Genomic DNA, 26,173 nt, shown 5'->3' with positions numbered 1-26,173 from the left:
GGGATGGACGCCGCATGGCCGAGACAGCGACGCTGGCTCGGTTCACGACAGCCCGGTTCCGCCGCAGGCGGGATGTGGACGAATTACGTTGCTTTACAATATCTGTTCCGGAAAACTGTTCCCTGACCAGCCAGGTAGAACGTTATTCATCAAGTTCGACCGACGCCAACGGCGAGACTTCATTGGAAATTACATTTCTCTTTTAATTTCAACATTGGTGTGTCATTTTTGATGTAAAATGAAAATATGAGAAGCGATGATGATCATGTTCTCTAATTCTTATATATTTAAGAGAATTATAATAAAAAAATGAATTCTGTTGTCACAATTAAATCAAGAGAAGCAATTCTAAAGCGTAAATTACGGCGTCATTTACACAGTATTGGATTTGCAAAAACAAAAAATGGAGAACTTATTTTCCAGGGAGAGGGAAAGGAGACCGTCCGTAATCTACACCGCGTCCAGCGCGAAGATCGTATAAAGGACAATAAAAATTTTCTTGAAGCAAGAGCGCCTAGACTTTTTCATCACTTTGCTGACGGAAAACATGTCGACCCATCTAGGATTTCTCCAGTTATTGAACGCGTCTCAACTGGAACGCAGCAAGGTGACTTGTTTCGTCTTGCATCACTTACTTGGTCTGTGCCGGTTTCAAATGGTTTCGGTAGGCGGCTGCGCTATCTTGTTTGGGATGAGAATAGCGGGAAGTTGATGGGACTGATTGCGATCGGCGATCCTGTTTTCAATCTTGCCGTTCGTGATAGGCTGATCGGCTGGACGTCCAAGGACCGAAGCGCAAGGCTGGTCAACATCATGGACGCCTATGTCCTTGGTGCAATACCTCCTTACAACCAATTGCTTGGCGGCAAGTTGGTGGCGTGTTTACTCCGAAGCCGTGAACTTTATGAAGATTTCAAGGCAGCCTATGGCGACACAACCGGAATAATATCTGGTGAAGGAAAGAAAGCGCGCCTGCTAGCGGTGACGACATCGTCTTCGATGGGTCGATCATCGGTGTATAACCGCGTGAAGCTCGACGGTGTCCAATATCTCGAATCAATTGGCTTCACCGGAGGATGGGGGCATTTTCATATCCCGGATTGCTTATTCGCAGAATTGCGCGATTATCTTCGAGATATTGATCATAGATATGCGGACCAGCACCGATTTGGTCAGGGCCCAAACTGGCGTATGCGGACAACCAGGGCGGCACTTGCGGAACTGGGCTTCAAAGAAGACATGCTTCGCCATGGCATCAAGCGCGAGGTATTCATCAGCCGACTCGCAGCGAACGCAGACGCAATTCTAAAATCAGGAACAGGCAAGCCCAATACAGATGCGCTTTTGTCGACCAAAGAGATTGCAGGGCTAGCAACAGAAAGATGGATGCAGCCGCGAGCGAAGCGACGGTCTGAATATCAAGACTGGACTGTTGAAGACTTAATGGGGCTCTTCGGAAGCCAAAGCCGCCAGATGCTATCCCGCCTTGAGCAACAAGGTTTTCACGAGAATTCCGCTGCGGTGATGTGATCTGATATGGGCGTTCCTCTCGATACATGGCAGGAACAAATGGAGGGCCACTTTTCGGACCTTAAGACAAGGCGCGACCGGACAGGATTTCCGATTTTCGCTTTGGAGCATGGCCTTTCAACAGGGAACCTAGAAGATATCGCCGGGAACTTGCGTCAGAATCTCATCCAAGGCGAGAGGATCGCGCCGCATTGGTTGCTTTGGACCATCTATGCAGCCGAGATGGGCTATTCCTACGAAGGAGGCGAATATTGGCAATCCTTCGAGGACGAGACTCCAGGTTGGGATTCTCGTGATCGCTACAAAATTTCTAGGTGTTTTAGGAAGTTCCAGGATTCGTACAACGGCGTCGCGCCGTCGGGACCGTGGGCTAAACACTTCAGTATCATTGCTTGGCCAATAACTCATGCTGTTCTTCCGCGTTTTCTCCAATGGCAGTTTGCGAGAACACTCTATGATCTACGTCATCGCCTTGCCCGACTAAGCGAAGTCGATCCTGGCACAATTGGTCGGCTCATAGCGTCCAATGCCTACCATGCCTCGACGCGGTTAGAGCAATTTCTCCAGCAGGAAGAGTTGGTCGGTCGTATTGTCCTTGCCCTTCTGCATCAAGACCAGGTTGAAGGAGAAAAACCACTTCTTCCTGCTACGTTGGACCGCATCGTCAGCGACCTTGAGCAGGCTGGGGACGCAAGAGCTTGGATCAAAGAAGCCAGCCGTGTCGTTTCGGATCGTTTCAAAGGTCTTGGTCGCGGAACTGACTCTCGAAATACAATTGCGAAAGGCGGGGCTACGCAGAGCGCCCCTCTGGATGTCCGCCCGATTATCCGCCCTGATCTTCGATTGCAGTATAAGGGAAAAGGAAGTTGGGATCTTCAGGTCGATATCCCGAGTTTCAGGGACGTTGGAGCACTCAATTCCGAGGTGCGCCAGTTTCTAAAACAGACGCGCTGCACCGTGAACGGGAGCCCAGGAAAAAAACCGCGAGGCTGGCTTCTTTCAGGACGTCGTCAGGCAGTGCTTCGAGATTGGCCTGATACTGACAAACCGATGGTCGCATTCGAAGCGAGTAATGGCACCGTCGATCACCTGCTCAGCAGCGAATGCCGCGTTAGTCCCGGCCCGGTTTGGCTCTTCCGGATCGGCAAGGATGGCCTGGCCAGAGAGATTGCAGGCCGCACCGTGCGGCCCGCTCATGATTATGTGATCGTGTCCAGAGAACCACTCGATTTTCCGTTCCCGGTCGAACAAAATTGCACAATCAACTGCGCCGGAATCCATGCCATTCATCTCAGTATTCCAGAGGCAATTCCTGAAGGATTGGCTCAAAAGCTATCGGCTTGGAAACTGGAAGTTGCGCGAACCATTCGGGTTTGGCCCGTGGGACTACCCGGTCGAAGATGGGACGGAGAAGGCCGCGGCGAATGGCTGACGACCGAAAGGCCCTGCCTCGGCATCGCTCCAGATCATAAGGTTGAGTCATTCGAGATTAGTCTAGACGGCATGCAAGCGCAAATAATTCAAGCCAGTGAACCTGGTCAGCCGAGTTTCATACAACTTCCGGAACTAACTTCCGGAACTCACTTTCTGAAAGTCAGTGCCCAAACAAAGAACAAGGAGGGAGCGGGTATCGCCTCGCATGAAGGATTTCTGGAGATCAGTGTTCGTGAACCCGAGCCCTGGGTCTCCGGCACTGCTCTTCATGCCGGACTGATTGTGACGCGCAATCCCTACGATGCAACGCTTGACGAGTTCTGGCAAAATGAGTTTGACCTCTCGGTGGCAGGACCGGAGGGGCGTCAAGTCACGCCGTATGTGTCGCTACACAACGCAGCCGAAGACGAGATATTCAGGCAGCAGGTGTGTGATGCTATCAATCTGCCCATCACGGCGGATGTCTGGAAGAAGCGTTTCAAAGACTTCATACAGCGCGAGAAATGTGAATGGCGCTATTTGGAAGCAGCATCTGGTATTCTTACATTAGATGGCGGCGAACTTGGTAACTGTGAGGTTCGTTTTGAAAACGAGGTGAAGCCTGTTCGGTGGGTGCTGCGCCACTGGGATGACGGCGTTTTCATTCGTCTTGTCGATGAAACAAATCAGGAAGAAATAGCGCCTGTCTGTAGATTTTTTGAAATGGAACTTCCCCGGAAAGGGCGACGAGTAAATGCAGAGAAGGCTTTGCGTGGCTTCAAAGTAGAGCCGCCCGGCGGATTATTTGCCGCGCAAATTGGAAAATCACGCGATTACGTTATAGTCAGTACAGGCTTATCGGGCTCACAGCTAGCCGGCCTTGGCGTCCAGCCCAGCCATGGCTCCATTTCGAGTGATCCAAAAGAGATTGTTAAACTGCTACGTGTCTTGAGATACTGGAAGAATGCTCGTGTTGCAGGTGATCTCGGCAACGCTCACCGATATCAAGTGATCAACACGTTGATGCAAGGTATCGTCGGCATCGTTGCAGGCTTTGATTGGGCGCGGGCGGAAGCCCGCTTAGTCGGAGCGCGTGAACCTCATGAAGCTCTTTCGCGACTTAGATCGCTAGTTAATCACAAGAGTGGCATGGCAAGCGTCATCATTAGAGATGCCTCCACGCAGACGGAAGGCCGAAAACAACTTATTGCTTGGTTTTCTAATTTGGCGAAGCGCTACCAGATCGCGGCCAACGATGACTCCTGTCAGTTTGCGATGGAGTTCGCTGGCCGACCTCATTCCCTTCCAACGCTCTATCCCACAGGTCTAGAAAATCATATCAGGGATGCAAAAACGAGCCAGACCCTCGTTCGAGCGGCAAGACTTGCGATCCTCTGCAATAGTTTAGCCGATGGCGGGGCCGGAAGACTTCTTAGGGAGACCGAGTCATGATCTCAGTCGTCACCCCTAAAAATATTTTGTGCTATTGTCGCTCGCTTCTGGAATTGCGGGGTGAAGACCACGGTATCAATGACAACTTTTTGGCAGCCATGCTCAGACGTACTGCCGGGTCTCTTTGTCCATGTTCGCGTGCTGTACTTCGCGCTGTTCTGGTAGAGAGTCTGGGCCATTTGGATGATGAGCCATCTACGCTGCCGACGCGAATTGAAGCACTTATTGATGACCTGATAGTCGTAGGCGATTTGCTCGAACTGACCGAGGTGACGACTGGAGAAGACGAAGCAAAGGGAACATGGGTTTTTGCAGCGCCGCCCTCTTTTGTTGAACGAAAGAGCGGCAACATCTTCCTGACCGGAATTGTTCCTGACCAAGATCGATGGCTGCCTGAAAACATCCGAAGTCGTATCTTCCTGTCGCGTGGAATACGATCCATCAGGCCGGACGATGGGGAAGACCTCGCCGTGAGGCTAGCTGGCGAAGGTCTCAGAAGATTACCGGAAAAAACGTGGCTCCGAGCGCCCAAGACGCTTCCATCGGAAAAAGCGCTCTCCAAAGCAAGTCAACAACTTGCCAAAAAACAACAATGCGCTCCGGTGCACGGGCTTGATATAATCGACCCGAAAACGAAACCGACTTATTACAAAGGGCGATGGACCTCCCTTAAGAATCACTCTGGTTTATTTGTCGCGCGACGTCCACAGGAGTTCGGTGCCCCCCTGTGGTGTTTGGTCGAAGCGGAGTCCGGCATGCTCAAGCGTGTCCTTGATCTGCCTTTCCGCGGGTATCGTTGGCGTGCGTGCGATGCTGCATGGCATCTGCAAATGGCAATAGACTGTGAACGCGGAGTGCCGCAGCGATATAAAGTCGATCATTGCGAAGATGGCATGTGTCGGCTGAGCTTTTACTCCCCAATTCCGCTTTGGGCGGAACGAAGACTTATGATCTTCGGCAGTAAATGCCGGGTCGAGAAAACGTTATTTTCCTATGAAATTCCGGTTGATGAAGCAGTCCAGGAAGAGGAGTTCTTGCAAGAGAACCTTTGGATTGTTCCCATTGATACTAATTCTGATATGATGAGCGCCTAATGCAAACAATCAAAAAAACTGTAGAAAGCCTACATGCTTCTCTCAAGGAATACATCGAGGCCACCTACCATATCAGCGCGCCATCCCTCATTGCGCAACGTCAATCGTTGTTAGATAAAGACGGCGTCATTCACCGCGTCCCTTTTCTTGAATCAACACCGAAATACCAATCGGGAAACAAATTCTCGGCAATGGCCGGGTTGCCAACCGCTGCACTAGAGTTGTTGGAGCGTCTGAGTACGCCAGAGAAGGATTTGCAGCGCCTTGTTTATGATCCGCCCTACATGCACCAAGGCGACTCACTGAAAGAATGCCTGATCAACGGTAAGAGCATTGTCATCATGACTGGAACGGGTTCGGGTAAGACTGAATCCTTCCTTCTGCCGATCCTCGGAAAATTTGCAAGAGAAGCTGAGGCGTATCCCAAAGTGTTCGCAGAACAAGCGGCAATGCGAGCGCTTGTCATGTATCCGATGAACGCACTCGTGAACGACCAACTTGGCCGACTACGGGCGATGCTGGGCGATCCGAGGCTGGTTGAGACCTTCAAGGGTTGGTGCGGAAGGCCGCCGAGATTTGCCCGGTACACAAGCCGGACGCCCTATGCCGGGGTTCGTACGGCGAGTAAGGATGGGCAGCGACTTAGTTCCTTTGGTGACTTCTATGTCGATGTGCTTCAGAGTGCTAAGAGTTCCGATCTTGAGAAGAGCAAGGAGGCAGGTGCACTTCTCACGGCACTCAAAGAAAGAGGAAAATGGCCAGCCAAACCAGACCTTGAGGCTTGGTTCGGTCAAAAAGGTAGCCGATGGGAAAGCAAGGGTAGTTTTGCTCGGGCTGTCACACTGCCAGACGACTCCGAACTCCTTACACGCCATGAAGTGCAGATTGCTCCGCCTGACCTTTTGGTCACGAACTACTCAATGCTCGAATACATGCTTATGCGGCCAATTGAGAGGCCAATCTTCGACAAAACTAAAGAGTGGCTTGAGAAGAACCCTGGCGAGACCTTCCTAGTCGTGCTTGATGAGGCTCACCTCTATCGTGGTGCTGCGGGTGCCGAAGTCGGGCTCTTGCTGAGAAGACTGCGGGACCGTCTTGGCATACCTGAGGAGCGACTTCAGGTCATTTGTGCGACTGCAAGTTTCGATGATCCGACTTATGCTCTCGAATTTGGCGCGCAACTCTCGGGTGTCCCTGCGAGTACCTTTGTTGCCGTAACAGGAACGCTCGACCTCAAATCAGATCATGATGCAGGGACGGATGCCGATGCGACCGCTCTCGCTGCAATTGACCTAAGAGCCTTCTATGAAGCGGAGACCGACGAAGCACGTCTGAGAAGTGTTGCATCACTTCTCGCATATCGTGGAGTTGATACTGAAGAACAGACGGAAAAGGCTCTTTATCAAGCACTTCGTGACTTCGGGCCTTTGGGAAGGCTTGTTAACGCAACCATGAAGGAGGCCATCCCGATAGCTGAACTTGGCGCGCTTATCTTCCCGGAAGGTGTTTCGGCAGATGTCACGGATCAGGCTGTCACAACCCTTCTGGCGCTAGGTAGTGTTGCAAGACCATCTTCGGGCCTTCCGGGGCTGTTGCCTTGCCGGGTTCATAACTTCTTTCGTGGATTGCCTGGCCTCTGGGTTTGTATGGACCCTGATTGCACCGAACTCGCAAATGAAGAACGCGGCGGCATCTGCGGGAAAATGTACTCCCAGCCTATGGACACCTGCGACTGCGGTGCGCGCGTCCTGGAACTATTCACATGCAGAAATTGCGGTACCGCGTATGGGCGGGCCTATACTGACGACATCGATGAGCCGCACGACCTTTGGTCAGAGCCGGGTAAGCCACAACGGATGGCAAGTGGAGAGAGCGCGCCGCTTGAGCCTATCGATTTGCTTCTAGAAGAATCCGCTCGTGAGGATGTCGCTGAGCCAGCGGATTACGACCTTGAGACAGGACAACTCAACCCAAATACAATTGGGCCGCGCACCAGAACAGTCTTCATCCGGCAAGGGCGCTTGGTTGACGCGGCAAGTAATGACGATGATGGCGGAAGCGCGCCGGAACCGCCCGGAAAGTTTGTTCCTTGCGCCGTTTGTGGCAAGACCGCTCGTTTTGGTCGAAGCTATGTTCAGGATCACCAGACCAAGGGCGATCAACCTTTCCAGGCGTTGCTGACACGTCAAATCCAGATTCAGCCACCTGGCCCCCAAGAGGCCACTCGTTTCGCACCTCTGCGTGGGCGCAAGGTACTTGCGTTCAGTGACTCCCGGCAAGTTGCGGCACGGCTGGCGCCCAACATTCAAATGTACTCGGAGCGAGACTCTCTTCGGCCACTGATCATCAGCGGATTCAAATGGCTACAGGACCAGGAATTATTGCGCCGACGTCTTGGGCTTGATGACCTATTTCTTGGTGTGCTTTTGGCATCGCAAAGGCTTAATGTTCGACTTCGGCCCGAGTTGCATGGGCACGAAAACTTTGATGCAGAGGATATCGTCGCGAAAGCAATCAATGAGGGCAATCTAGACGATCCAGTCGCTCTTTTGGACCTACTCGACGATGTGCATGCCAATAGTGCGCCTGAGGCTCTTTTGGGAAGTATGCTCACAACCCTTTCAGACCGCTTTTATGGGATGGAAGCGCTCGCACTGGCGTCGCTTTGCGAGAAGGACCGCCATCGCAAGAAGATCCTTGATCTACCACCTATTTCAAACCTCGCAGAGACTGACGAAGCGAAACTCGCCTTAGCAAGATTCTGGCTTCGTTGCTGGAACGGATTCAGCCTAGCAAAAATGCCAGGAACTTGGATCGACCGACCGGCCTCCGACGGCTACCGTGTGAGGTCGCGCAAAGAGAAGGCCAAGATCGAAGCTATCAATACCGTAATCACGGAGAAAGCTGCCCGGAAGCTATTCTGGGATCAATGGCATCCCGAACTCATCTCCACGTTCACAAAGTCCAAGGAAGGCGGGAACAGGTATCTCAACGGAAGCGAACTATCGTTACAGTTTGAGGGAGACTGGGTACATTGCACGAGTTGCAAGTCGGTCCATAGGCCAATACCCGGACATGATCGTTGCCTGGACTGTGGTAACCTTTCCGTGGACGCACTTGATCCAGATAGCGATCGCGTTTTCCTTGCCCGAAAAGGGTTTTACCGCAAACCTGTCACCGAGGCACTGCAAGAGCCGCCGCGACAACCAATGGCGCTGATCGCGGCGGAGCATACCGCGCAACTTAATGCTCCGCAGAACGAAGATGTGTTCTCTAAAGCAGAAGAACATGAACTGCTCTTTCAGGATATCGCGCTCGTGGGCAGCAGCCTCAGGTCTCGCTCTACAGCTATCGATATTCTCTCTAGTACAACGACGATGGAGGTTGGTATTGACCTTGGCGCTCTGACAGGCGTGGCGCTGAGGAACATGCCCCCTGGTCGTGCCAATTACCAGCAGCGTGCTGGACGTGCTGGTCGTCGTGGTAACGCCGTTGCGACGGTCTTGGCTTTTGGCAGCGCAGATAGCCATGACGAACATTATTTCTCGCGGCCAGATGAAATGATCCGCGGCAAAGTAATTGACCCGAAGCTGACACTGGATAACCCGGAGATTGCTCGGCGGCACATCCGTGCCTACCTTCTGCAAGGCTACCATCAGGATCGGTTGCCGACGGTTGACGCTAGCCAACCGCATGATCTTTTCTCTGTTCTTGGGAGCGTCTCGGCCTTCCGTATGCCGGACTCGGTGCTAAACCGCGATGATTTCGCGTCTTGGCTGATGGAGAATGAAGAATCGCTTCGCGGGCGGATTGCCTCTTGGCTGCCGACCGAACTCTCAGATGCAGATCGGACTGAATTACTCGGAGAATTTGTGGCGGACTGCCTGAAGGCTGTCGATGATGCGATTTCGTCGGACGCGACAAATGATGACGATAAAGATGGCGAAGGCGATGGGGGAGATGAGGAAGCTCCGGAGGAAGGGGAAGAGCGTCCGCAACAGGCCTCACAGCCCAATAAGCTTCTGGACCGTCTCCTCTATTGTGGGAAGCTGCCCCGCTACGCATTTCCTACGGACGTCGCGACATTCCACGTCTTTGACCGCGACCGTTCCTCACCCTTCCGCCACATCATGAAGTTTGCGCCATCACAGGGCTTGCCGATTGCGCTTTCGCAGTATGCTCCTGGCAAGCAGGTCTGGATTGCTGGCAAGTGCTATACCTCAGGTGCGATCTATTCTGTGATGAAGAATGATCTCGACGAGGCCTGGCAAGCCCGCAAGCTCTACATGCAATGCTCTGAGTGCGGGTACGCAAAGACCTACAAGCAAGGAGAGGTCGTTCGCCGTGATACATCGGACTGCGAAGCATGCGGCGAACCCTGCAGCTTCGGACCCGCGCGCTATTGGCTTCGGCCACTAGGTTTTGCTCATCCCGTCTTTGAAGAGGAAGTTACCTCACCTGATGAGATTCCGGAGACGAGCTATGCGACCCGAGCCAAGCTCACGATGGGGACGCCGCCGCGCGATGCAGCGGGATGGGTGCATGCCAATGACCGGATTCGCGGCCTGAGCACACGAGAACACCTTATGGTGTCTAACACCGGCCCTGAAGACGAAGGCTATACCTACTGCGTCAAATGTGGGCGTATCGAGTCCAGCACGACACCGAACCCCAGTCTTGCTGGTCCGCACCGCAAGCCTTTTCCGACCAAGGATGACGATCTGACGTGCAATGGTCTCAGTCCGACACGCCATCTTTTCCTCGGCACGGACTTTATCACAGATATTGGTCTCTTCTCGATGCGAGTGGAGAAACCCATCGAACTTCGGCCAGCGCATGACTCCACTAAAGTCGCACTTCGGACGGTTAGTGAGGCACTTGCGAAGGCGGCCTGTCAGTTGCTTGAAATCGAGCCTGGCGAACTAATGGCTGAGTTTCGACCTGCACTGACGACCAAGGGGAAGTCCGGAAAAGAAGTTGAAATTTTTCTTTACGACACACTGCCGGGCGGCGCTGGCTTCGCAAGCCAGATGGCGGAGCGTGGGCTTGAATTGTTCCAGAAGGCGCTGTCCATTCTCAAACACTGCCCTGAGAATTGCGATGGCTCGTGCTACCGATGCCTCCGCAGCTTTAAGAACAGGCTCGAACACAGGCTTCTTGACCGTCATGTCGGCGTCGAGCTTCTTGAGTACCTCTTGTCAGGCCAACAACCTGGCTTCAATCCACATCGGTTGAAGGCCTCCACTACGCTCTTGCTGAACGATCTCAAAAGACGCTGCGACGATGATATCTCCTTCGAGGCTGGAGCGAGCGTCACCTACGGCGAGGGCAAGACCATCGAAGTTCCTATTCTGGCTCAATCGGCAGGAAAATCGTTTGTTGTCGCTTTGTCAGGACCTCTGACGAGTGGCCACCCAACTGACGCAAACCTTGCTGACCTCAGAGATAACAGCACGAAATACCGCGTCATCGTCGAGAACGAGCTTGAAGTGCGCGGCAATCTTCCTTGGGTCAGTCGCAAAGTACTACAGCAGATTAGATCGTGAGAATTAAGATGGTCAGTCCTTTGCATTCTCGCTGTCATTCTCAAGAACGCCCGCCGGGCGCATTCGATTGCGTAGGTGCCGATGATTGAGATTGTTGGAGCAAACGAAGGACAGGAATATGAGGCGGCGGTTCACCTCCGAAAACTCATCCTCGCTGTATGGCCTGATCTGAGCCAAAATCCAGATGACCACGTCAAGCTCTTCGTGGGCCTAAAGCTCTATGGTCAAAAATACGAAGACATAGATGTCTTTGTTGTCGGCCATCTCTCAGAGCCCCGTGAGTTCGATGTGGAGATGAAATTCTACCCTCGGGATAACGATCCGGTACTCCCACGCAGAGCATTTGTTCGCAATTTCGCTTTGGCAGTTGAGGTAAAATCGCATGATGCCAGCGGAGTCCGCTTCGACGACAAACTTTTGTCAGTAAAGTATCCGCGCGGCTGGGAGTGTGTCACCGAGAAAGCCTTCAAGCAGGTGTTCGAACTCAAGAGCTATCTTGGGCGCGCAGGACTACCAAGCCCTTACGTGAAGGATTTGATCTTCATGACGGGCCTGCGCGAGTCCGACGTTCCAGAGCGTCCTCACAACGTTTTTGGAGTTGACGCCAGCTTCGAAACGATCCTGAACATTGTCGGACAGGTGGCGCAGCCCAAGGTGAGGGACCGGATCGCGAGAATTAGCTTTGGCCCGGACGAGAATTTTCTCGCGATTTTATCACCCGAAGCGACAGTTCTAAAGACAATTGAGCCTACTTCTATTGATCGCAGAAGAATGGACCGCATCGTCAAATCCGCTCTTCCCGATGAATGGCTTGAAGACCTTACCAACAAGCAGATAGTGCTCCGCGGACGCGGCGGCGTTGGGAAAACTGTCATCTTGCTACAGATGGCATATCGCGCTTTCGACAACGCTGGAATGCGCTCACTTGTTCTCACCTACAATAAGGCGCTTGTCGCTGACATGCGACGCACGATGGCGCTACTTGGTGTACCCCGTAATCTTGCGAGGGGCGGAATTGGGGTCGAGACCGTCCATTCCTTTATCGCGAGGCTGATGGGGGAACTTGGCATTATCGGCAACGATGACGACTTCCTAGACAACTATGAGAAGCACAAGCAGAGCCTCATCGATTATCTCCGCAGCGGTGCTGTATCCTCGGCCGATCTCAAGAGTCTGATAGAAGAGAATGCCGACGACTTCGCGTGGGACGTCATCTTTGTGGATGAAGGTCAGGATTGGCCTTCAGATGAGATCGAAACCTTGCGCACTGTTTTCACACCTGAGCAAATTGTGGTCGCGGATGGCGTCGATCAGTATGTGCGTGACTCCGTTGCCGATTGGGATGCTGGTCTTTCTCGCGAACTTCTCCGGCCCCGCCGACTGAGACGGTGTCTGCGGATGAAGGCTAATTTGGCACACTTTGTTGCTGATTGCGCCGACGCGCTTGGACTTGAGAATTGGGATTTGGAGGCGAACCCGGATGCGAATGGCGGGCGCATCATCATCCTCGAAGGCGATATCTCGCGTGATACCGCGATTTTCAAAAAGCTCAAAGCGGAGGCCGCGGAACTCGGCAACTATCCGGTCGATCTCCTTGCTTGCGTTCCACCCGCGCTTGTCGCCAGCGAAGAAGATGAGTCCCACTCAATTCCTGGCCGGGCAATTCAGCAAGACGGGGGCCTCGTCTGGGACGCGTGTTCAACGGATGTTAGAGAGAATTATCCAACGGACCGGGATGCCTTGCGCATTGTTCAGTATGATTCTTGTCGCGGTTTGGAAGGTTGGACAGTCATCAATTATGCCTTTGATGATTTTTACGATTACAAGAGAAGACAATTCTTGTCGTCGCCGCCAGACTTGGGGGGATTGTTTGACAGTGCGGAAGACCTGGCAGCCGCTTATGCCGCACAGTGGGCTATGATCCCAATCACGCGAGCCATGGACACACTAGTGATCAATGTTTCGAAAAAGCCCTCCCGCTTGAAGGACGCGTTGAGAGGGATTTTTGAGAAGCGGAGTGACTTCGTAGAGTGGCAAGTAGTTGCCGATCTTTAGATCAATAAAACAGCTTTATGATAGTCCGGTAGCTTTACCCTTAGACCTGTTTCGTCACACGGCAATAGCCGATGGGGATGCAACGGGGAACGGGAACGGTTCCCCTTGCCGAATGAAGCCCCAGCGCAATGAGCCAAAATGCGCGGCGGTAGTACCGCCGCGCACATCTTGCGTGTAACGCAGACACCCCAGGGTCAAAGACACGCCTACACCTTGGATGCGTTGGGAGTGCACGACACTCAAAACATAGCTATAGGTATGGACCTTTTTAATCGTGGCAATCATATCTAATTGATGACCAATAATTCGATGTTGAAATTAAACGATGCCTCAACGAAACGTTATCTGCGAAATACATTACGCAGCCAACCTTGTACTTTTCTGCTTGGGTCAGGTATTTCTCTCTTCAGCCCATCGAATTTACCGTCTGGTCAATCTCTCGTAGATGAAGTGAGTGACCTCTTAACCGAGTCAGAGAAGGGTCAGGCAACCTATCATCAGCTACGCGAATTCGTGCGATCATGTGTGTTTGAACATATCTTTGAGCACTACCCCGCCGTTGATAGAATCAAAAAGGAATACTTTTCTCAGTATTTCCTAAGAGGTGGATGCAACCCAATTCATGAAAGTATTGCGCGCATTAGCGCTCGCTGTAGAATACCGATCATCACAACGAACTATGACATGATGATAGAAAGGGCCTTTGATAAGCTGGCCCTGAAGAACGCATATCGTTCAATTGTTAGCTCATCGGCGCTACCCTTGGGTCAGCATATCCCGATATTTAAAGTGCACGGCTGTGCTTCAAATCCAGTCAGCATAGTTTTGCGAATGTCTGAAGAAGGTTTGCTTTCTGGTTGGAAAGGTGAATTATTCGAAAATCTTGTCGCGGGACGAACACTCATCGTGGTCGGTTACTCCGGTCTTGATTTGGAAATCTGTCCTGCCATCGAGGAGGCGCGGCCGGCATCCATATTTTGGAATGTTCTCCGTGAAAATGACATTTCACAGAATGCCCGTCATCTGGAAAATAACGCCGTACTGTCGAGGAATTTCACCTTCTTAGAAGGAGATATGAGGCATATTTTTCAAGTCAAAAAACAAATTGTGTCCGAGAAAACTCCACCGATAAAACCAGTCATTCACAGTCAAATCAGCCAACAAGAGATCGAAAATTGGCGTTTTGATTTCTTCAATTCTCTTGGAGCAGCACGATCGGCGCACAATACACTTCTGAGGACATATGGGCCTATCAGCCCCAAAAAAATTTCAGCAGTGTACTATCGCTACGGGCGCTATGTTTCGTCGCACCTAGAATTCACCAAATCAGTTCCGAACGGCGCATATGCGGAGCTCAGTATTTTGCTGAACCGGTGTACGCACCATCGAAATGCAGGAAAATTTTTTTCGCCGAGAATTTCCCTTCTTATGGCCATGAGACTCTGGTCAAAACTATCTTTTTCACACAAGCGTAAGCACTTTGATTTGTTTCAGTGGTGCATCATTTTATTGTATCCATTGAGAAAATCAGATGTTTATAAACGCAGTGCGCAGAGGCTTGCTAGATACTATTTAAAAAATGGTATTTGGGGAGGATTTTACAATCTTCAAATTGAGTTGAAAGAGCAAGGTAATATTGATTTTCTTCCGCCCCCCATGCAGGCGCACAAAAACGCGCTTGAAGGCTATGAGCAAATTGGAAACATATCGGCCTACATTGATGAATTTTCGAGAAATTCATATAGAGGCGTGAAATCTAAATCAGAATTTTATGAGCGAATGAAAATTGCCGAAATATTTGGGCTTTATCCGAATATTTATAAGATATGCTACGCGGCTTTATGTGCAAGAAAAACGTTTTTCTTATATGAGAGGTATGTTTTATATGGAAAATTCATTCATTCAATGAGCAAATGCGAATATTCGTTGGTTTGCCGGCTCATGTTAATCGCGCGCGGAACGCTCGCGCTCTTGCACTTAAGGCGCAAAAAAATCACATAGCTGGCTGCTCAAAGGCCAAGAACGCGACGCAGATCGTAAAAATCTGAAATCTATTCATGCCACTGCACGATGTAACGTCATCCTAGACACGCCGAAACGGCTGGCAATCTGCGCTCTGGAATAGCGGTTACCTTTGATCATCCGTTTTGCCTCGATGATCTGCTGGTCCGTCATTGCACGCGGACGGCCAAGACGTTTTCCGGCCTTTCGTGCGGCTTCCAAACCGCTGCGGGTGTTCTCGGCAATCACCTCGCGCTGCATCTCGGCAATCGCGGCCAGAATGTTGAACACCAGCTTGCCGCTCGGCGTGCTGGTGTCGATGCCTTCGGTGAGGGAGATAAAGCCGATACCGTGCCGCTCAAAGTGCCGGAGTAGTTCGGCCAGATTCAAGACACTGCGCCCCATGCGGTCGAGCCGAAAGGTGATCACCGTGTCGCCTGGCTTCAGGATTGAGATCATCTGATCCAGCCCCTTACGGCTGGCCTTTGCCCCGCTCGCCTTGTCTTCGAAAATCCTGTCAACGCCTATGGCTTTCAGCGCATCGCGTTGGGCGCGTAGGCGCTGGTCTTTCGTGGACACGCGCGCATAGCCATAGATGCACCCCGTCCTGCTTTCTAATGGGTTGATCAACATCGCCGCCCTCCAAATCGATCCCGTTTGGTGGTCGCAATAACGATCCTTTTCGTGACGGCGTGTTTGAAGCGGTGAAACTTGATTTCAGACCGCCAAAAGGGCGGAAATGAGTCAGAACATGCGGTTTTTGATGTATCCATCGTGTTTTGCCTTTCTTGTAACAGAATTGATCGACAATGTTACAAGTAAAGACGCTAGCGCTGGCAAGCCTGATCGCGCTTTCTGCCACACAAGGGTATGCACAAAGCCAGCCTGAACCGTCCCCGCAAATGGCAGAGTTTTTCGCGTTTGATCGGGAAGCACAGGAGGCTTTCATCGGCAACGGGATCAATATGATTGGCGTAGTCGCGTCTCAGACTGCGTCGGACATCGCGCGCTGCATGAACTCTTGGTACTCGGCTGATTCTGAATCGCAGCGTGAGAAACACGCTGAAATCATCGATGCGATGAGGCGATTGCCCCAATACCAGCCTGCCGCCATCGTTCTGGCGGTTGTCGAGAAACACTGTGGAAAGTTTGAGCGCGACGAATAGCGTCTAAACTTCCGGCACGGCGATAGCTGTTGGATCAACGCTGAGCGGGACCTCACTTGGGATGCTGGCACTGTTTAGAAGCGCATAATCGCTCTCGGTTTGCGCAACGATGCCGTCGATTTCGTCTTCCAGCTCGTGCACGCGCTCGCGGCTCGGCTGATCGGACAGTTCTTCGCGAATATCGCCTAAGCGAATTTCGTTTGTGCGGGCGCGATCCAAAACATCAAGAGCGGCATCGGTTCGCTCTTCCTGCGCTCTGATGGTTTCAAGGTCCGGCTCATCGCCGCGCCAGATGATCGTCGCGGCGTCTTCGTCTGAGATGCGGCGTCCGCTTTCGATGGCATAGATATGTCCGTCTTCTGCGCGAGCCACCCGCGTACCATCAGGCAATTGCGCCGCCTGGGCTTCAAGCTCATCAAGTCTCGCCTGTTCGGCCTCAAAGCGCTCGGTGGCCAGCGTTATCAAGTCTTCAACGGCGGCTTCTGCTTCGCCCAAGCGCCCATAGGTGCGCGACAGCAGTTCTTCGTAGGAAACCGTGGTGAGAATGATGTCTAGGGCATCACTGCCCGCATCCTTCCCGCGCTTGTTGATTGGAAGAGCATCGGAGCCAAGGGCAGCAAGCTGGCTCGCATTGCGGCCATTGTCGAAACCAGAGCGCGCGGCGTTCAGACCGTCAAGCTCAATCGCCTGACGTTCACCGGCGAGATCGCGTGATCTGTCATTAAAATCAGCAAGATAGCTGCGCATACACCCTCATTGTTTTGATACTCCATTGTACCAAATTTTGAGGGCGCAGTGCAAATTCTCTCGCAATGAACTCAATTCAACGTTCAAACCTATATGTATTTTATTAAGTTATTTTTCATTGCCAGGCTTTTTGAGATAGGACTGAGCTCGTCAACCACAATATTCGTATCGATAATCATCTGATGGCTTTCCAGAAACAAGACGCTGGCATAAAGCCACATCTCTAGAAATTCGGGCATAGGCACATCAAGAAACTTCGAAACGCTCACAATCCATTGATGCAGCATCTCTTCATCTCGCTGAGAACGTGGCATTGCCCTACCTGAGCGGAAGTCTAGTTTTCCATCCAATCCCCACGCGAAAACAAATGCCAATACATGTGAACCAGCGTCATTGTTCAGGAGGATGTGCTCGGATGTTCGATTTCCGACACCCGCTTCGAAATCGAAAATCTCGATAATGCTAAAAACGTCCCACAAAACGCCTTCGATCAGGTGGAAGGTTTGACCAAGGGGCTCACCAAATCGCGCGAGTTCAGCAATTACTCCAAGCGACTCTTCGAAATCGTAATGCTGCAGGCCGTGGAGGTAATCCTCCGAGGCTCGGACTGTCTCTTTGCATAGCTGGGCAAGGCGCAACTTGGCGGAAGGATGTTCATCGGATGCACCTCGGACCATGTGCTCCCTGTCAAGCAACGAGATCGCCATCCCAATCGAAGACGAGATGAGCCTCAATCGCCAGATGTGACTGTTTGCAAGGTCAGGATGTAAAAAGGGAAGAGGGGCGTTCTGGTCAAGAAAGATCGTTAACACCCTTTTGCACGCTGATCGGTCGGCTTGCCACTCCATCGCAATGCAATGCTCACCTCGCCAATCATCAGTGACATTGTCTGACAGATGCCCTAAACGCAGATGAGCCTCTTCGTGGCAAAACATCCAAGTCAGCGCGATGTTCACCATCGCCTGAGCGAGCGCCAACCGATCTTCAGACATTGGGAGTTTCCGGTAGAAGAGCGCGAGGTTGTCGGGTTCTATTCCATGAGCACGGGCGTATTCGAGATACTCCAGCGTGTCAGGCGTCTTGTTTTCTCGTGGATTATAATCAAAGTAACGATGTCTCGGAACCCAAGGAGCCTCCGGCTCATAGCAAAAAAACCTAGAGATTGCTGCGTGCTGTCGATGGTCGTAAGGTCGGACATTGAAGAAATTTTCTGAGCTCGCTGCTCGCCAAGCCAAGTCTTGCAAAGCATGTATCGTACCGATTGAAATTTCTATCTCAGCATGGCCGTCGTCTGCATTTGCATAAGCGAAGAAGTCCAGATCACCCGTCACTTTCCATGAAAGACTAATTGGGTCGTCGACATCTCCCGGTGTGCGCGTTTGGATAAATATCTTGTCGAGTTGATGTTCATAGTAAGCCTTAGTCAGTCGTTGATACTCATCTAAATCAAGCAGCGATTCACCATGTTCAATTTGGCCTTTTGCATCTAAGGATAGCAATAAATAGGGTGGCAGGAATTTTTGAAATTCACCTGCATTCGCGACAAATTTCTGCTTTGAACGCATTCCCAAATCTCGTAGAAACGCATTGTATTTCTCGATTTCGGCGATTTCTTCTGGGGTTGGCTCTTTCATGCGCGCCTCATAGTTCGTACGGTTTGGTGATGCATCCTCTTTCTTAGGGATAATTCGCCGCTCCGACAAACCGGTGCATCGCGTATGTGCGGATTGTGTTAAGAGCCTACGCTGAGACCGCGCGGGGACTTTGCATTTTCATGACCGATGCCGAAAAGATTATTGCGACGCTTGCAAGCAAGCCGGAATTGGCAGATCGGCACGCGGATATTTTGGTTCGGCTTCTTCAACAAAGACCAGAGACCAAAGCGTCGGGACGAGGGCGCGGTATGGGGCTGTCGCGAAATCGGCCTGTGAGCCAAGACCTAGACACCGGAGCTGGCGGTAGCATTGCTTTTCAAAGTCACGACATCAAAAGAATTATTTCATTTCTTCTCGATTTTGATATAATATATAGTATTGAAATGAAAGATGAGTTGTCTCTTGAGACGTATCGATCATTTGTTTCAAACAAAATAAAATCAGTTTTTAAATTTGAAGTAGATACTCCATTACTCAGAAACGCTCTTAGGGACATTTCAGATCAACTTATTAAAGTGGCGCGCCCCACAGCGCCTCAGCCTATGCCTTCGGGCAAACCACCGGCAAAGCCGGACACTACACAGACAATTTTTTCCGTTGCCGCCGATCCGAAGGAAATTGGCGCAAAGCTCAAGGCTGCGCGATTGGAAGCTGGGGTTACGCAAGCCGTTGTTGCCGAAGCCATGGGAACCAAAGAAAATGCGATCCGGCGTCTTGAGCGCGGCGAACACAGCCCTTCAATTGATACCATTAGAAAATACGCAGAAGCTATCGGTTACGATGTAGGGTTGAGTTTCTCCCCTTTCGACTCATAACCAAACAAATTTGTTGTCCCCCATTGACCGAACAAATTTGTTTGGCTATACTCTGCTTAACATCATATCCCTGATGTCCTGAACCCGCCGATCTGACGGCCACGCTGCGATCCTTGCGATTCTGCGAACCCTTCCGTTCGGCCTCAATCCTGACCCGGCCTTGATACGGCGAGTCAGACGACAATGGAGTTGCGTCCAATGACCAGACATCCTTCCGGCGACGACTTTCACAAGGCTGCTATGGCCGGTGATGTGAAGCTGTTTGTTGCGCAGCGTGTCCAAGAGGCTGCCGAGTTTTTCAGTCAAGAGATTGCGGAGTATCAAAGCGATTGCGCTGAACTCAAGGGACGTGCTGACCATTCAATTCCCGATGTGATGTCCCTCAGCGATCTTGCATGCGCCGAGTTGCAGGCTGAAGCCAACCTTCAGGCCGCAACGATTACTGCGCTGGATACGGCAACCGAAAAAGCTGACTGCGACCTTCGAGCCTTTCAGTATGAGCACGGGATCACGCGCGCACCTGTTGAGGCCGACCGCACACTCGCATTTGCGTTGTTGCTGCTGTTTCTCTTCATCGAGGGAGCCATCAACACGGTCTTTTTCTACGGCGCGGGGTTTGCCCCTGGGATCGCGCCTGCCGCTGCGCTTGGCTTTTCGATAGCGGGTGTTACGACTTTGCTCTCTGCCGGTCTGGGCGGCGGGTTCTTCGGGCGGTTCTGGAATTACGGCATCCATGCGCCTGCGGAAACGCCAGACATGCGAAAAGCGCGCCGTTTTGGCCGCTTCGGGTCGCTCCTAACAGGCACGGCTATTGCCCTTGTGTTGAGCATCGCTGCGCTTGTTCGCACCACGGGGCAACCTGACACTCTTCAAATCTCGCCTGACGTGTTCGCTGCTGCGCTTACCAACATGCACAGTATCATGCTGATGCTTTCGGGCACGGCCTTTGCCATCTTGTCATGGCGCACGGCACTCTCGGCCTTTGAAGACCCCTATCCGGGTTTCTCCCGTGCGAGCGCAAAGAGCGCCAGCGCTGCGGCTGATCGTAAGGCTGCGAGTGACACAGCGTTTGACACAGTCAAAGCAATTCAGATCAAAGCCATGGATGACCTGGCCGATTGCGCCGATCCAATTGCCGATGCCCGCCGTGAACCGGATGAAGATTTCGAAGCGCTGAGCGATGAATATCATCGCCTACATGGCCTGATTGATCAGCGCGAAGCTGAAATCCGTGAGCAGGCTGCATCCTTCCTGCAAGCCCAGCATATCATCGCCAAGACCACATCAGAGTTTTCGGTTGAAGGCATCAAGCTGGATGATCTGCGCGCAAAAATCTCCCCGCCGGTGCGCCCTGTCTTTGGTGACCTGGGTGAGTTTCGCAGCAAATACAAACCGGCTGTGAACGCGCTCACTGTTGCCTATAGCGCCGCTCTCGCGCGTCTTGATCTTGCCGAACCGGCTCCATCCAAGCCTTCCCCATCGTCTCAAGCCTGAAAGGAACATGGCCATGGCTTTTTCGATTTCAATTGGCGGCTCCGCATCGGACTCGCGTGCTGATCGCCGAAACCGTAACTCTCGGCACGGTGGTCGCTCCGGATCACGTTCCGGTAAACCCAAAGCACAGAAATCATCCCTTCTGCTTGTGTTGTCGATTGCAGGTGGTCTGATCCTCGCATCATCCAGTCTTGGCTATCTCGTCTGGCAGGACATGAATGCGCTCAAACCCGATGAGCATGCCTGCTATCCGCAAAGCGATCAGGCGCAAACCGTGATGTTTGTCGATAGCTCGAACCCGCGTGCGGATACGCAGCAAGCCCGTGACATCTGGACGTTTGTTTCAGACCACTATTTCAGGCGCGCCGAAGCCAATGAGCGGATCAGGCTTTACAACACGGAGGTTGATCAAATCGGCTCTATTCCCGATGCTGTGGTCGAGACCTGCGTTCCGGCCTCAACCAATTCTGAATTGGAAGCGCTTGGCGCGCCGAGCGTCAATCCGGCTTATCTCGCCACGCAGAAGCAACGCATTTTCGATCAAGAGATTGCGCCTGCACTGACGACGATCACGGATCCTGCGCCTGCAAACCCGCAAGCCTTCGAAAGCCCGATCCTGGAGCAGCTTCAAGGGCTATCCCGCTTGCCAGAGTTTCAGAACGGCGAGGGGCGCAAATCCTTGATCGTGGTCTCGGATTTGATCCAATCCACTTTGGAAATCCGTGCCTGCCGTGAGCCCGGTCACTTACCGCGCTTTGAGAACTTCAAAGGCGGTGAGCATTGGGCGCGGGTTCGCCCCGCTTCTCTGGCTGGCGTGGATGTCACCATCTTGATGCTGATCCGCCCTGAATATGGACCGCACTGCTCGGGCGAGGATGAACTTATCCGCTGGTGGGAAAGCTACTTCGAAGAGGCAGGCGCTCAAAGCGTGCAGATCACCCGTCTGCGCTTCGATGTCTCTGGCGGGCGCTAATAGCGCCCGCATACCCTGCACGCCTTGGCCAGAAAAGGACAAACCACATGTCTGATTCAAGCTCCCGCACAGCGGCGCATGGCGGTCTGTTTGGCCGCGCGCCGCAACTCATCATCCTCATGGGCTTGTGCGCCTATGCGATCAGTGAATTCGGGCCGGTGTTTTACGGGGCTGCATTTGCCTCCGATCCCAACTGGCCATCCTTTATCGCAGCCAGCCTCGCCGTTGCTGCGGGCATGACCCTTCTGGGAGATACCTGCCGCTGGATTGCCGGCCAATATGAACTGAGCGCCAGCCGCACGCCTGCCGGTCACAAGGGCAAAGCCCGCTTTGCGGAAGTGTTTGAGATTGAGCATGAGCTGACCACCGACGGCTGGGGGCCGTATTGGGGATCGGTCGATGGGCGCGCCATCACAAGCGAATTTGCTTCCAATGCCCTTGTGATCGGGCCTCCCAACTCTTTTAAGACGGTTGGCACCATTGTTCCCACGATTTTGAGCATTCGCGGCCCCAAGGTCGTCAAAGACTTCAAATCAGAGTTGGCGTGTGTCCTCGCAAAGCCTCTTCAGGATCGCGGGGAGAAAGTCGTGATCCTGAACATCGCGGACATCAATGCTGATCTGCTTGGGGCTTCCGCGACATACAACCCACTGAACCTGATTGCGGATAATTTCTTTCGCAGCGGCGGCCTGCGCGATGTCAGCAATGATGTCAGCCAGTTCTCGCACCAAATATGCCCAGAGCCGGTGGGCGGGGGTGGCGACAATCGCTTCTTTGATTTTGGCTCACGTGATCTGGCCGCCTACACGTTCCTGACATCGGTACTAATTGACGGCCATGGCGCAACCCTCGGCGATGTAACCAGCCTGCTCGATGACCGGCAGCGCTTGCTGCTGTCATGCGCTGTGGGGCTGTGGGCGCTTGCCCAATGACGTGTCTGAGACCGGCTTTTCTCAAATGAATTTCGAGGCCAGCCCGTGGTTCTCCCTTCACGCCGAGTCAGATCGCAATGACTTCATCGCCTACTTCAGAGGCGTCTCCATGCAAGTCTCGGATTTGCTCTCTCAAACCGAAAGCAAGTCTGCGGAGTCTTTTCTGACCGGAGCGCGGCAACATTTGGAGCGTTTCAACCGCTCAACGCGGGCCTTCAATGTTACGCGCTCAAGCAGCTTCCGGTTCTCCGATCTCAAAGACAGCAAGCAGCCCATCACAGTGTTCATCATTGCCGATCCGGCGCGCATGAAAGCGCAAGAGAAGGTTCTGAGCCTCATCGATTCCTGCATGTACTCAGAGTTTCTGCGCCACCCAAATGCCCATGCCCGCGTTTATGTGATTTCCGATGAAACCTCCAACTTCAAGATCGAAGGCCTGATCTAGGCCAGAGCGAAAGGAGCCCCGCAATGGGACATATTTCATATTCAAGGGGGTACGGCGTTGCCAATATCTTCGTGCTACAAAACGATACCGCGTTTGAGAAGACCTACGGCAAAGGCTCATTCGAAACCCTCTGGAATAATTGTGAGATCGTGTTGGCGTTGCCGGGGCAACGCGGCTCTTCGGTCCTGAGCCTTCTGGAGAAGTTCGCCGGTCGCACCTCCTATGTCGCGGAAAACAAAAGCGGCAACACGGCCTATGCTGAGGATGGGTTCTCACGCGCAAGTTTTTCAGAAGACGGCAAACCGGTCTTTGATGCCGATGAAATACGCCGTACGAAAAAGGGGCTCCTGTTTTTAAGGGGCAACTTTCCCCTACAGGTGGATGTGGCAGCATACGCGGCAATTGATCCGATCCGCGATGTCGCGGAAATCAATCCCTTTCACGGCAAGCCTTTTCTCCAACCCGTACAGACCTGGTTCAAGGCCAGTCCGAATTGGCCGCTGAAACGCATTGCCTTAACACTCAAGCGGTTTTGGAAACGAACGTTCCATCGCCATTTGTGCGTTGATCCGGCCATACGCAAACGCCGTCTGGAGCGCCGCGCCATGATCTTCAAGGCGCTGGCTGCGCTCTGCTCCCTGTGGTGGATTTTCGCGCTCGGCTATCTCTATCTCTACACCAACATCCTGCATCGGCTTGCTGGTTCGCTCGTGGGAGGTCTGTGATGGGTAAACCAGTTCCACATAATTCCGGCAGTGTAGCGCAGCATTACGATGGGCCTTGGATGTCTGCCGATGTGCTTGCGGCATTGCCCCAGTTGAAGCGCGATTATCAGCGTGAGGCTGATCCTGAGCGCGAGGAAATGCGCCTTCATCTGCAAAAGCCCGAAGCACAGCGCAGGCAAGAAAGCGTGCAGCATGAGGCGCAGCTTAAATCGCAAGCGCCTCGACATCCCGACAAGCCTGCTCATGGTGAGCGTGATCAAACAGAACAAGGCTCTGGCGAGCAGAGTTCAGGAGAGCGCAGTGAGGGACGTGGCTCGGCCATGGTTGGAAAAGACCAACCCAAACCCGCCTTGCGTCCACCAGAGCGTATCGCTCGCCCGGTCAATGAAACCACCTTCAAAACCGCATGGCTGGCAGAGCAGCGTGACGCCGCGATGGCACAAGCAAGATCTTATCAGCCAGATCACACGCATGAGCGCCAGATGAACGAACCGGAACGGTAAATACAATCGCATGCAGAACTCTCGTTCTAAATCAACACACTATAGGTTTTTGTTCCTATTTTGTTCTTTTTGTGATATCGTCTTCCCCTTTTGCCAACTCTAACAGAAAAGGAAAACATCATGGCAAACACACCCCAAGACCATCAAACAGGTGGCAGCGGCAACGCCCCAGTTGAGCGTTTCAATGACGGCGCTGTTAAAGCATCCATCTTCCGCAATGTCAGCAAAGAAGGCCGTCCCTTCTACAATGTGACCTTCGCGCGCATCTATACCGATCCGCAGACAGGCCAGATTGCAGAGACGCAATCCTTCTCGGGCACGGATATATTGAAAGTCCGACGTTTGGCTGATCAAGCCTATCACGCCGTAGATCGCCTGAGAAAACAGGAGCGTTCGCAGAACAGCGATCCGCAAAACGGGCACAAGGGCTCTCAAAGCCTGTCCGAACAGCGCGACATGCTGATGAACGACACGGCGCAAAACCGTCAAGGTTCTGCACAAAGTCCGCAGCATGGCCAAGATCAAAGCCAGCCGGAACTCGAACAATAACCTTCAAGGTTATCCACGCTTTGGGCGCGCGGAAAACCACGAAAGCTTTGAATGAGGATAAGCGGTTTTGCTATTCTGGGATCATCTCAGACATGCAGCAAAAACCGCCCCTCACTCAAGGAAAGGAGAGATGAGCCCATGGATTCAAGCTGACAATTAAAAACGGAAAGATACCCAAACCATGACACAAAGGACACCACCGCACACAGACATCGCCGACACCTTTGCGGCGGCAAACGAAACACAAAAGACCAGCGTAGCTCCTGCGCCCGCAAAGCCGAGCCTCGGCATTGATGCCGAGTACTATCAGAGCTTTCTGGATGACTATGACATCCCGGAGGCTCAAAAGCGCGAATTGATCGAAGCACTTTGGGCGATTATCGTTCAATTCATCGATCTGGGTTTTGGGGTTCACCCCATCACCAGCGTTCAGGATAATCGCCGCACTGACGATACGCTCCGCGCCCTGAAGGCAGTTGCGCGCGATTTTGCTTCTGAAACGTTCGAAAATGATGCCGCTATCGATCCTGTTCTGATCGAAGAACTGATCATTGCCGATCAAGCCGAAGCCACGCCACCCCATACTCAAAATGATACGCAATCGGAAAGGAGCGAGACGTGAATTTCCAAAACAACGATATTGATTACAGCGATGCCAGCGTGACCTATCAAGCGGTTGTTTATACCCGCGTCTCGGATCGCTCCCAGATGATTGGGGCTTCGGGCCTTGATAGCCAGGAAACCAGAGGCCGCGAATATGCGCGGCACTTGGGTATTCCGGTGGTCAAAGTCTTTTCTGATCAGGCGATCTCGGGCAAAATCCTCGACCGCCCGGATGTGCAGGACATGCTGCGCTTTTTACGGCAAGTGCCAAAAGACACCCGCTATGTCGTGATCATTGATGACATTAGCCGCCTCGCGCGCGATGTCCGCGTCTTTTTTGATTTGCGCGATGCCATCCACAAAACCGGCGCGCTGCTCGAAAGCCCGACCATGAAGTTCAAGCACGCCCGTGATGCGGACGGGAACTACTATGAAGGCATTCAGGCGCTTGGCGCTCAGTACTATCGTGAAAAAA

Annotated in this window: 19 protein-coding genes and 1 pseudogene; 17 read left to right on the top strand and 3 right to left on the bottom strand. The window is 52.5% G+C overall.

The features are described from left to right. The first annotated feature begins 309 nt into the window (after positions 1 to 309). The 6 genes from HPDFL43_RS03235 to HPDFL43_RS21585 all read left to right on the top strand — a co-directional run bounded on the left by HPDFL43_RS03235 (position 310) and on the right by HPDFL43_RS21585 (position 15,091). Positions 310 to 1,530, top strand: coding sequence for a Druantia anti-phage system protein DruA (locus tag HPDFL43_RS03235; protein ID WP_040448996.1), 1,221 nt, complete (start codon positions 310 to 312; stop codon positions 1,528 to 1,530). Between the two features lie 6 nt (positions 1,531 to 1,536). Continuing rightward, positions 1,537 to 4,395: a hypothetical protein gene (locus tag HPDFL43_RS03230; protein ID WP_007195808.1), complete on the top strand. Its 2,859-nt coding sequence runs from the start codon at positions 1,537 to 1,539 to the stop codon at positions 4,393 to 4,395. Continuing rightward, on the top strand, positions 4,392 to 5,489 hold the full coding sequence (locus HPDFL43_RS21590) for a hypothetical protein (RefSeq protein ID WP_084594557.1): 1,098 nt from the start codon (positions 4,392 to 4,394) through the stop codon (positions 5,487 to 5,489). Before HPDFL43_RS03230 ends, HPDFL43_RS21590 begins: the two co-directional genes overlap by 4 nt. Continuing rightward, positions 5,489 to 11,035, top strand: coding sequence for a DEAD/DEAH box helicase (locus tag HPDFL43_RS03215; RefSeq protein WP_007195804.1), 5,547 nt, complete (start codon positions 5,489 to 5,491; stop codon positions 11,033 to 11,035). Before HPDFL43_RS21590 ends, HPDFL43_RS03215 begins: the two co-directional genes overlap by 1 nt. Positions 11,036 to 11,116: 81 nt before the next feature. Next, on the top strand, positions 11,117 to 13,090 hold the full coding sequence (locus HPDFL43_RS03210; protein ID WP_007195803.1) for a DEAD/DEAH box helicase: 1,974 nt from the start codon (positions 11,117 to 11,119) through the stop codon (positions 13,088 to 13,090). Positions 13,091 to 13,384: 294 nt separating this feature from the next. Next, positions 13,385 to 15,091, top strand: a complete 1,707-nt coding sequence (locus HPDFL43_RS21585; RefSeq protein ID WP_084594556.1) for an SIR2 family protein — start codon at positions 13,385 to 13,387, stop codon at positions 15,089 to 15,091. A 54-nt stretch (positions 15,092 to 15,145) separates the two neighbouring features. On the opposite strand, the gene HPDFL43_RS03200 is transcribed toward HPDFL43_RS21585, so the two are convergent. Next, positions 15,146 to 15,724: a recombinase family protein gene (locus HPDFL43_RS03200; protein WP_007195802.1), complete on the bottom strand. Its 579-nt coding sequence runs from the start codon at positions 15,722 to 15,724 to the stop codon at positions 15,146 to 15,148. Positions 15,725 to 15,900: 176 nt separating this feature from the next. Here HPDFL43_RS03200 and HPDFL43_RS03195 point away from each other — a divergent pair, with 176 nt between their 5' ends. Beyond that, complete coding sequence (locus tag HPDFL43_RS03195; RefSeq protein WP_007195801.1) at positions 15,901 to 16,257, top strand: hypothetical protein; 357 nt, start codon at positions 15,901 to 15,903, stop codon at positions 16,255 to 16,257. A gap of 3 nt (positions 16,258 to 16,260) precedes the next feature. On the opposite strand, the gene HPDFL43_RS03190 is transcribed toward HPDFL43_RS03195, so the two are convergent. Continuing rightward, positions 16,261 to 17,004 carry a hypothetical protein gene (locus HPDFL43_RS03190; protein WP_007195800.1) on the bottom strand — a complete coding sequence of 248 codons (744 nt, stop codon included), beginning with the start codon at positions 17,002 to 17,004 and terminating at the stop codon, positions 16,261 to 16,263. An 89-nt stretch (positions 17,005 to 17,093) separates the two neighbouring features. After that, positions 17,094 to 18,638, bottom strand: a complete 1,545-nt coding sequence (locus HPDFL43_RS03185; RefSeq protein WP_007195799.1) for a hypothetical protein — start codon at positions 18,636 to 18,638, stop codon at positions 17,094 to 17,096. A gap of 140 nt (positions 18,639 to 18,778) precedes the next feature. Between HPDFL43_RS03185 and HPDFL43_RS22145 the strand changes: the two genes are divergently transcribed. The 10 genes and pseudogenes from HPDFL43_RS22145 to HPDFL43_RS22210 all read left to right on the top strand — a co-directional run. Continuing rightward, positions 18,779 to 19,474 (top strand): helix-turn-helix domain-containing protein, encoded by a 696-nt coding sequence (locus HPDFL43_RS22145; RefSeq protein ID WP_007195798.1) that lies wholly within the window; start codon positions 18,779 to 18,781, stop codon positions 19,472 to 19,474. Positions 19,475 to 19,672: 198 nt separating this feature from the next. Then, the gene (locus HPDFL43_RS03175) at positions 19,673 to 20,968 is read left to right on the top strand and encodes a hypothetical protein (protein ID WP_156970172.1); all 1,296 of its coding nucleotides are present in this window, start codon (positions 19,673 to 19,675) and stop codon (positions 20,966 to 20,968) included. Between the two features lie 13 nt (positions 20,969 to 20,981). Further along, positions 20,982 to 21,941 carry a hypothetical protein gene (locus HPDFL43_RS03170; protein WP_156970171.1) on the top strand — a complete coding sequence of 320 codons (960 nt, stop codon included), beginning with the start codon at positions 20,982 to 20,984 and terminating at the stop codon, positions 21,939 to 21,941. 47 nt (positions 21,942 to 21,988) lie between these two features. Beyond that, complete coding sequence (locus HPDFL43_RS03165; RefSeq protein WP_040448992.1) at positions 21,989 to 22,873, top strand: type IV secretory system conjugative DNA transfer family protein; 885 nt, start codon at positions 21,989 to 21,991, stop codon at positions 22,871 to 22,873. Between the two features lie 25 nt (positions 22,874 to 22,898). Further along, complete coding sequence (locus HPDFL43_RS03160; protein ID WP_040448991.1) at positions 22,899 to 23,318, top strand: type IV secretory system conjugative DNA transfer family protein; 420 nt, start codon at positions 22,899 to 22,901, stop codon at positions 23,316 to 23,318. 23 nt (positions 23,319 to 23,341) lie between these two features. Next, on the top strand, positions 23,342 to 24,043 hold the full coding sequence (locus HPDFL43_RS03155) for a TraM recognition domain-containing protein (RefSeq protein WP_084594555.1): 702 nt from the start codon (positions 23,342 to 23,344) through the stop codon (positions 24,041 to 24,043). After that, on the top strand, positions 24,043 to 24,546 hold the full coding sequence (locus tag HPDFL43_RS03150; protein ID WP_156970170.1) for a hypothetical protein: 504 nt from the start codon (positions 24,043 to 24,045) through the stop codon (positions 24,544 to 24,546). The genes HPDFL43_RS03155 and HPDFL43_RS03150 overlap by 1 nt, the downstream gene beginning before the upstream one ends. Before the next feature lie 120 nt (positions 24,547 to 24,666). After that, the gene (locus tag HPDFL43_RS21225; protein WP_052093148.1) at positions 24,667 to 25,095 is read left to right on the top strand and encodes a hypothetical protein; all 429 of its coding nucleotides are present in this window, start codon (positions 24,667 to 24,669) and stop codon (positions 25,093 to 25,095) included. A 181-nt stretch (positions 25,096 to 25,276) separates the two neighbouring features. Next, complete coding sequence (locus tag HPDFL43_RS03140; RefSeq protein ID WP_007200111.1) at positions 25,277 to 25,717, top strand: hypothetical protein; 441 nt, start codon at positions 25,277 to 25,279, stop codon at positions 25,715 to 25,717. A gap of 86 nt (positions 25,718 to 25,803) precedes the next feature. Continuing rightward, positions 25,804 to 26,139: pseudogene (locus HPDFL43_RS22210) on the top strand (recombinase family protein); the annotation flags it as partial. Positions 26,140 to 26,173 lie beyond the last annotated feature (34 nt).

Origin of the sequence: Hoeflea phototrophica DFL-43, from assembly GCF_000154705.2 — a bacterium.
Classification (GTDB): Bacteria; Pseudomonadota; Alphaproteobacteria; order Rhizobiales; family Rhizobiaceae; genus Hoeflea; species Hoeflea phototrophica.
Note: the sequence above shows the minus strand (reverse complement) of the source record. Positions and strands in the feature narration are given on the sequence as shown.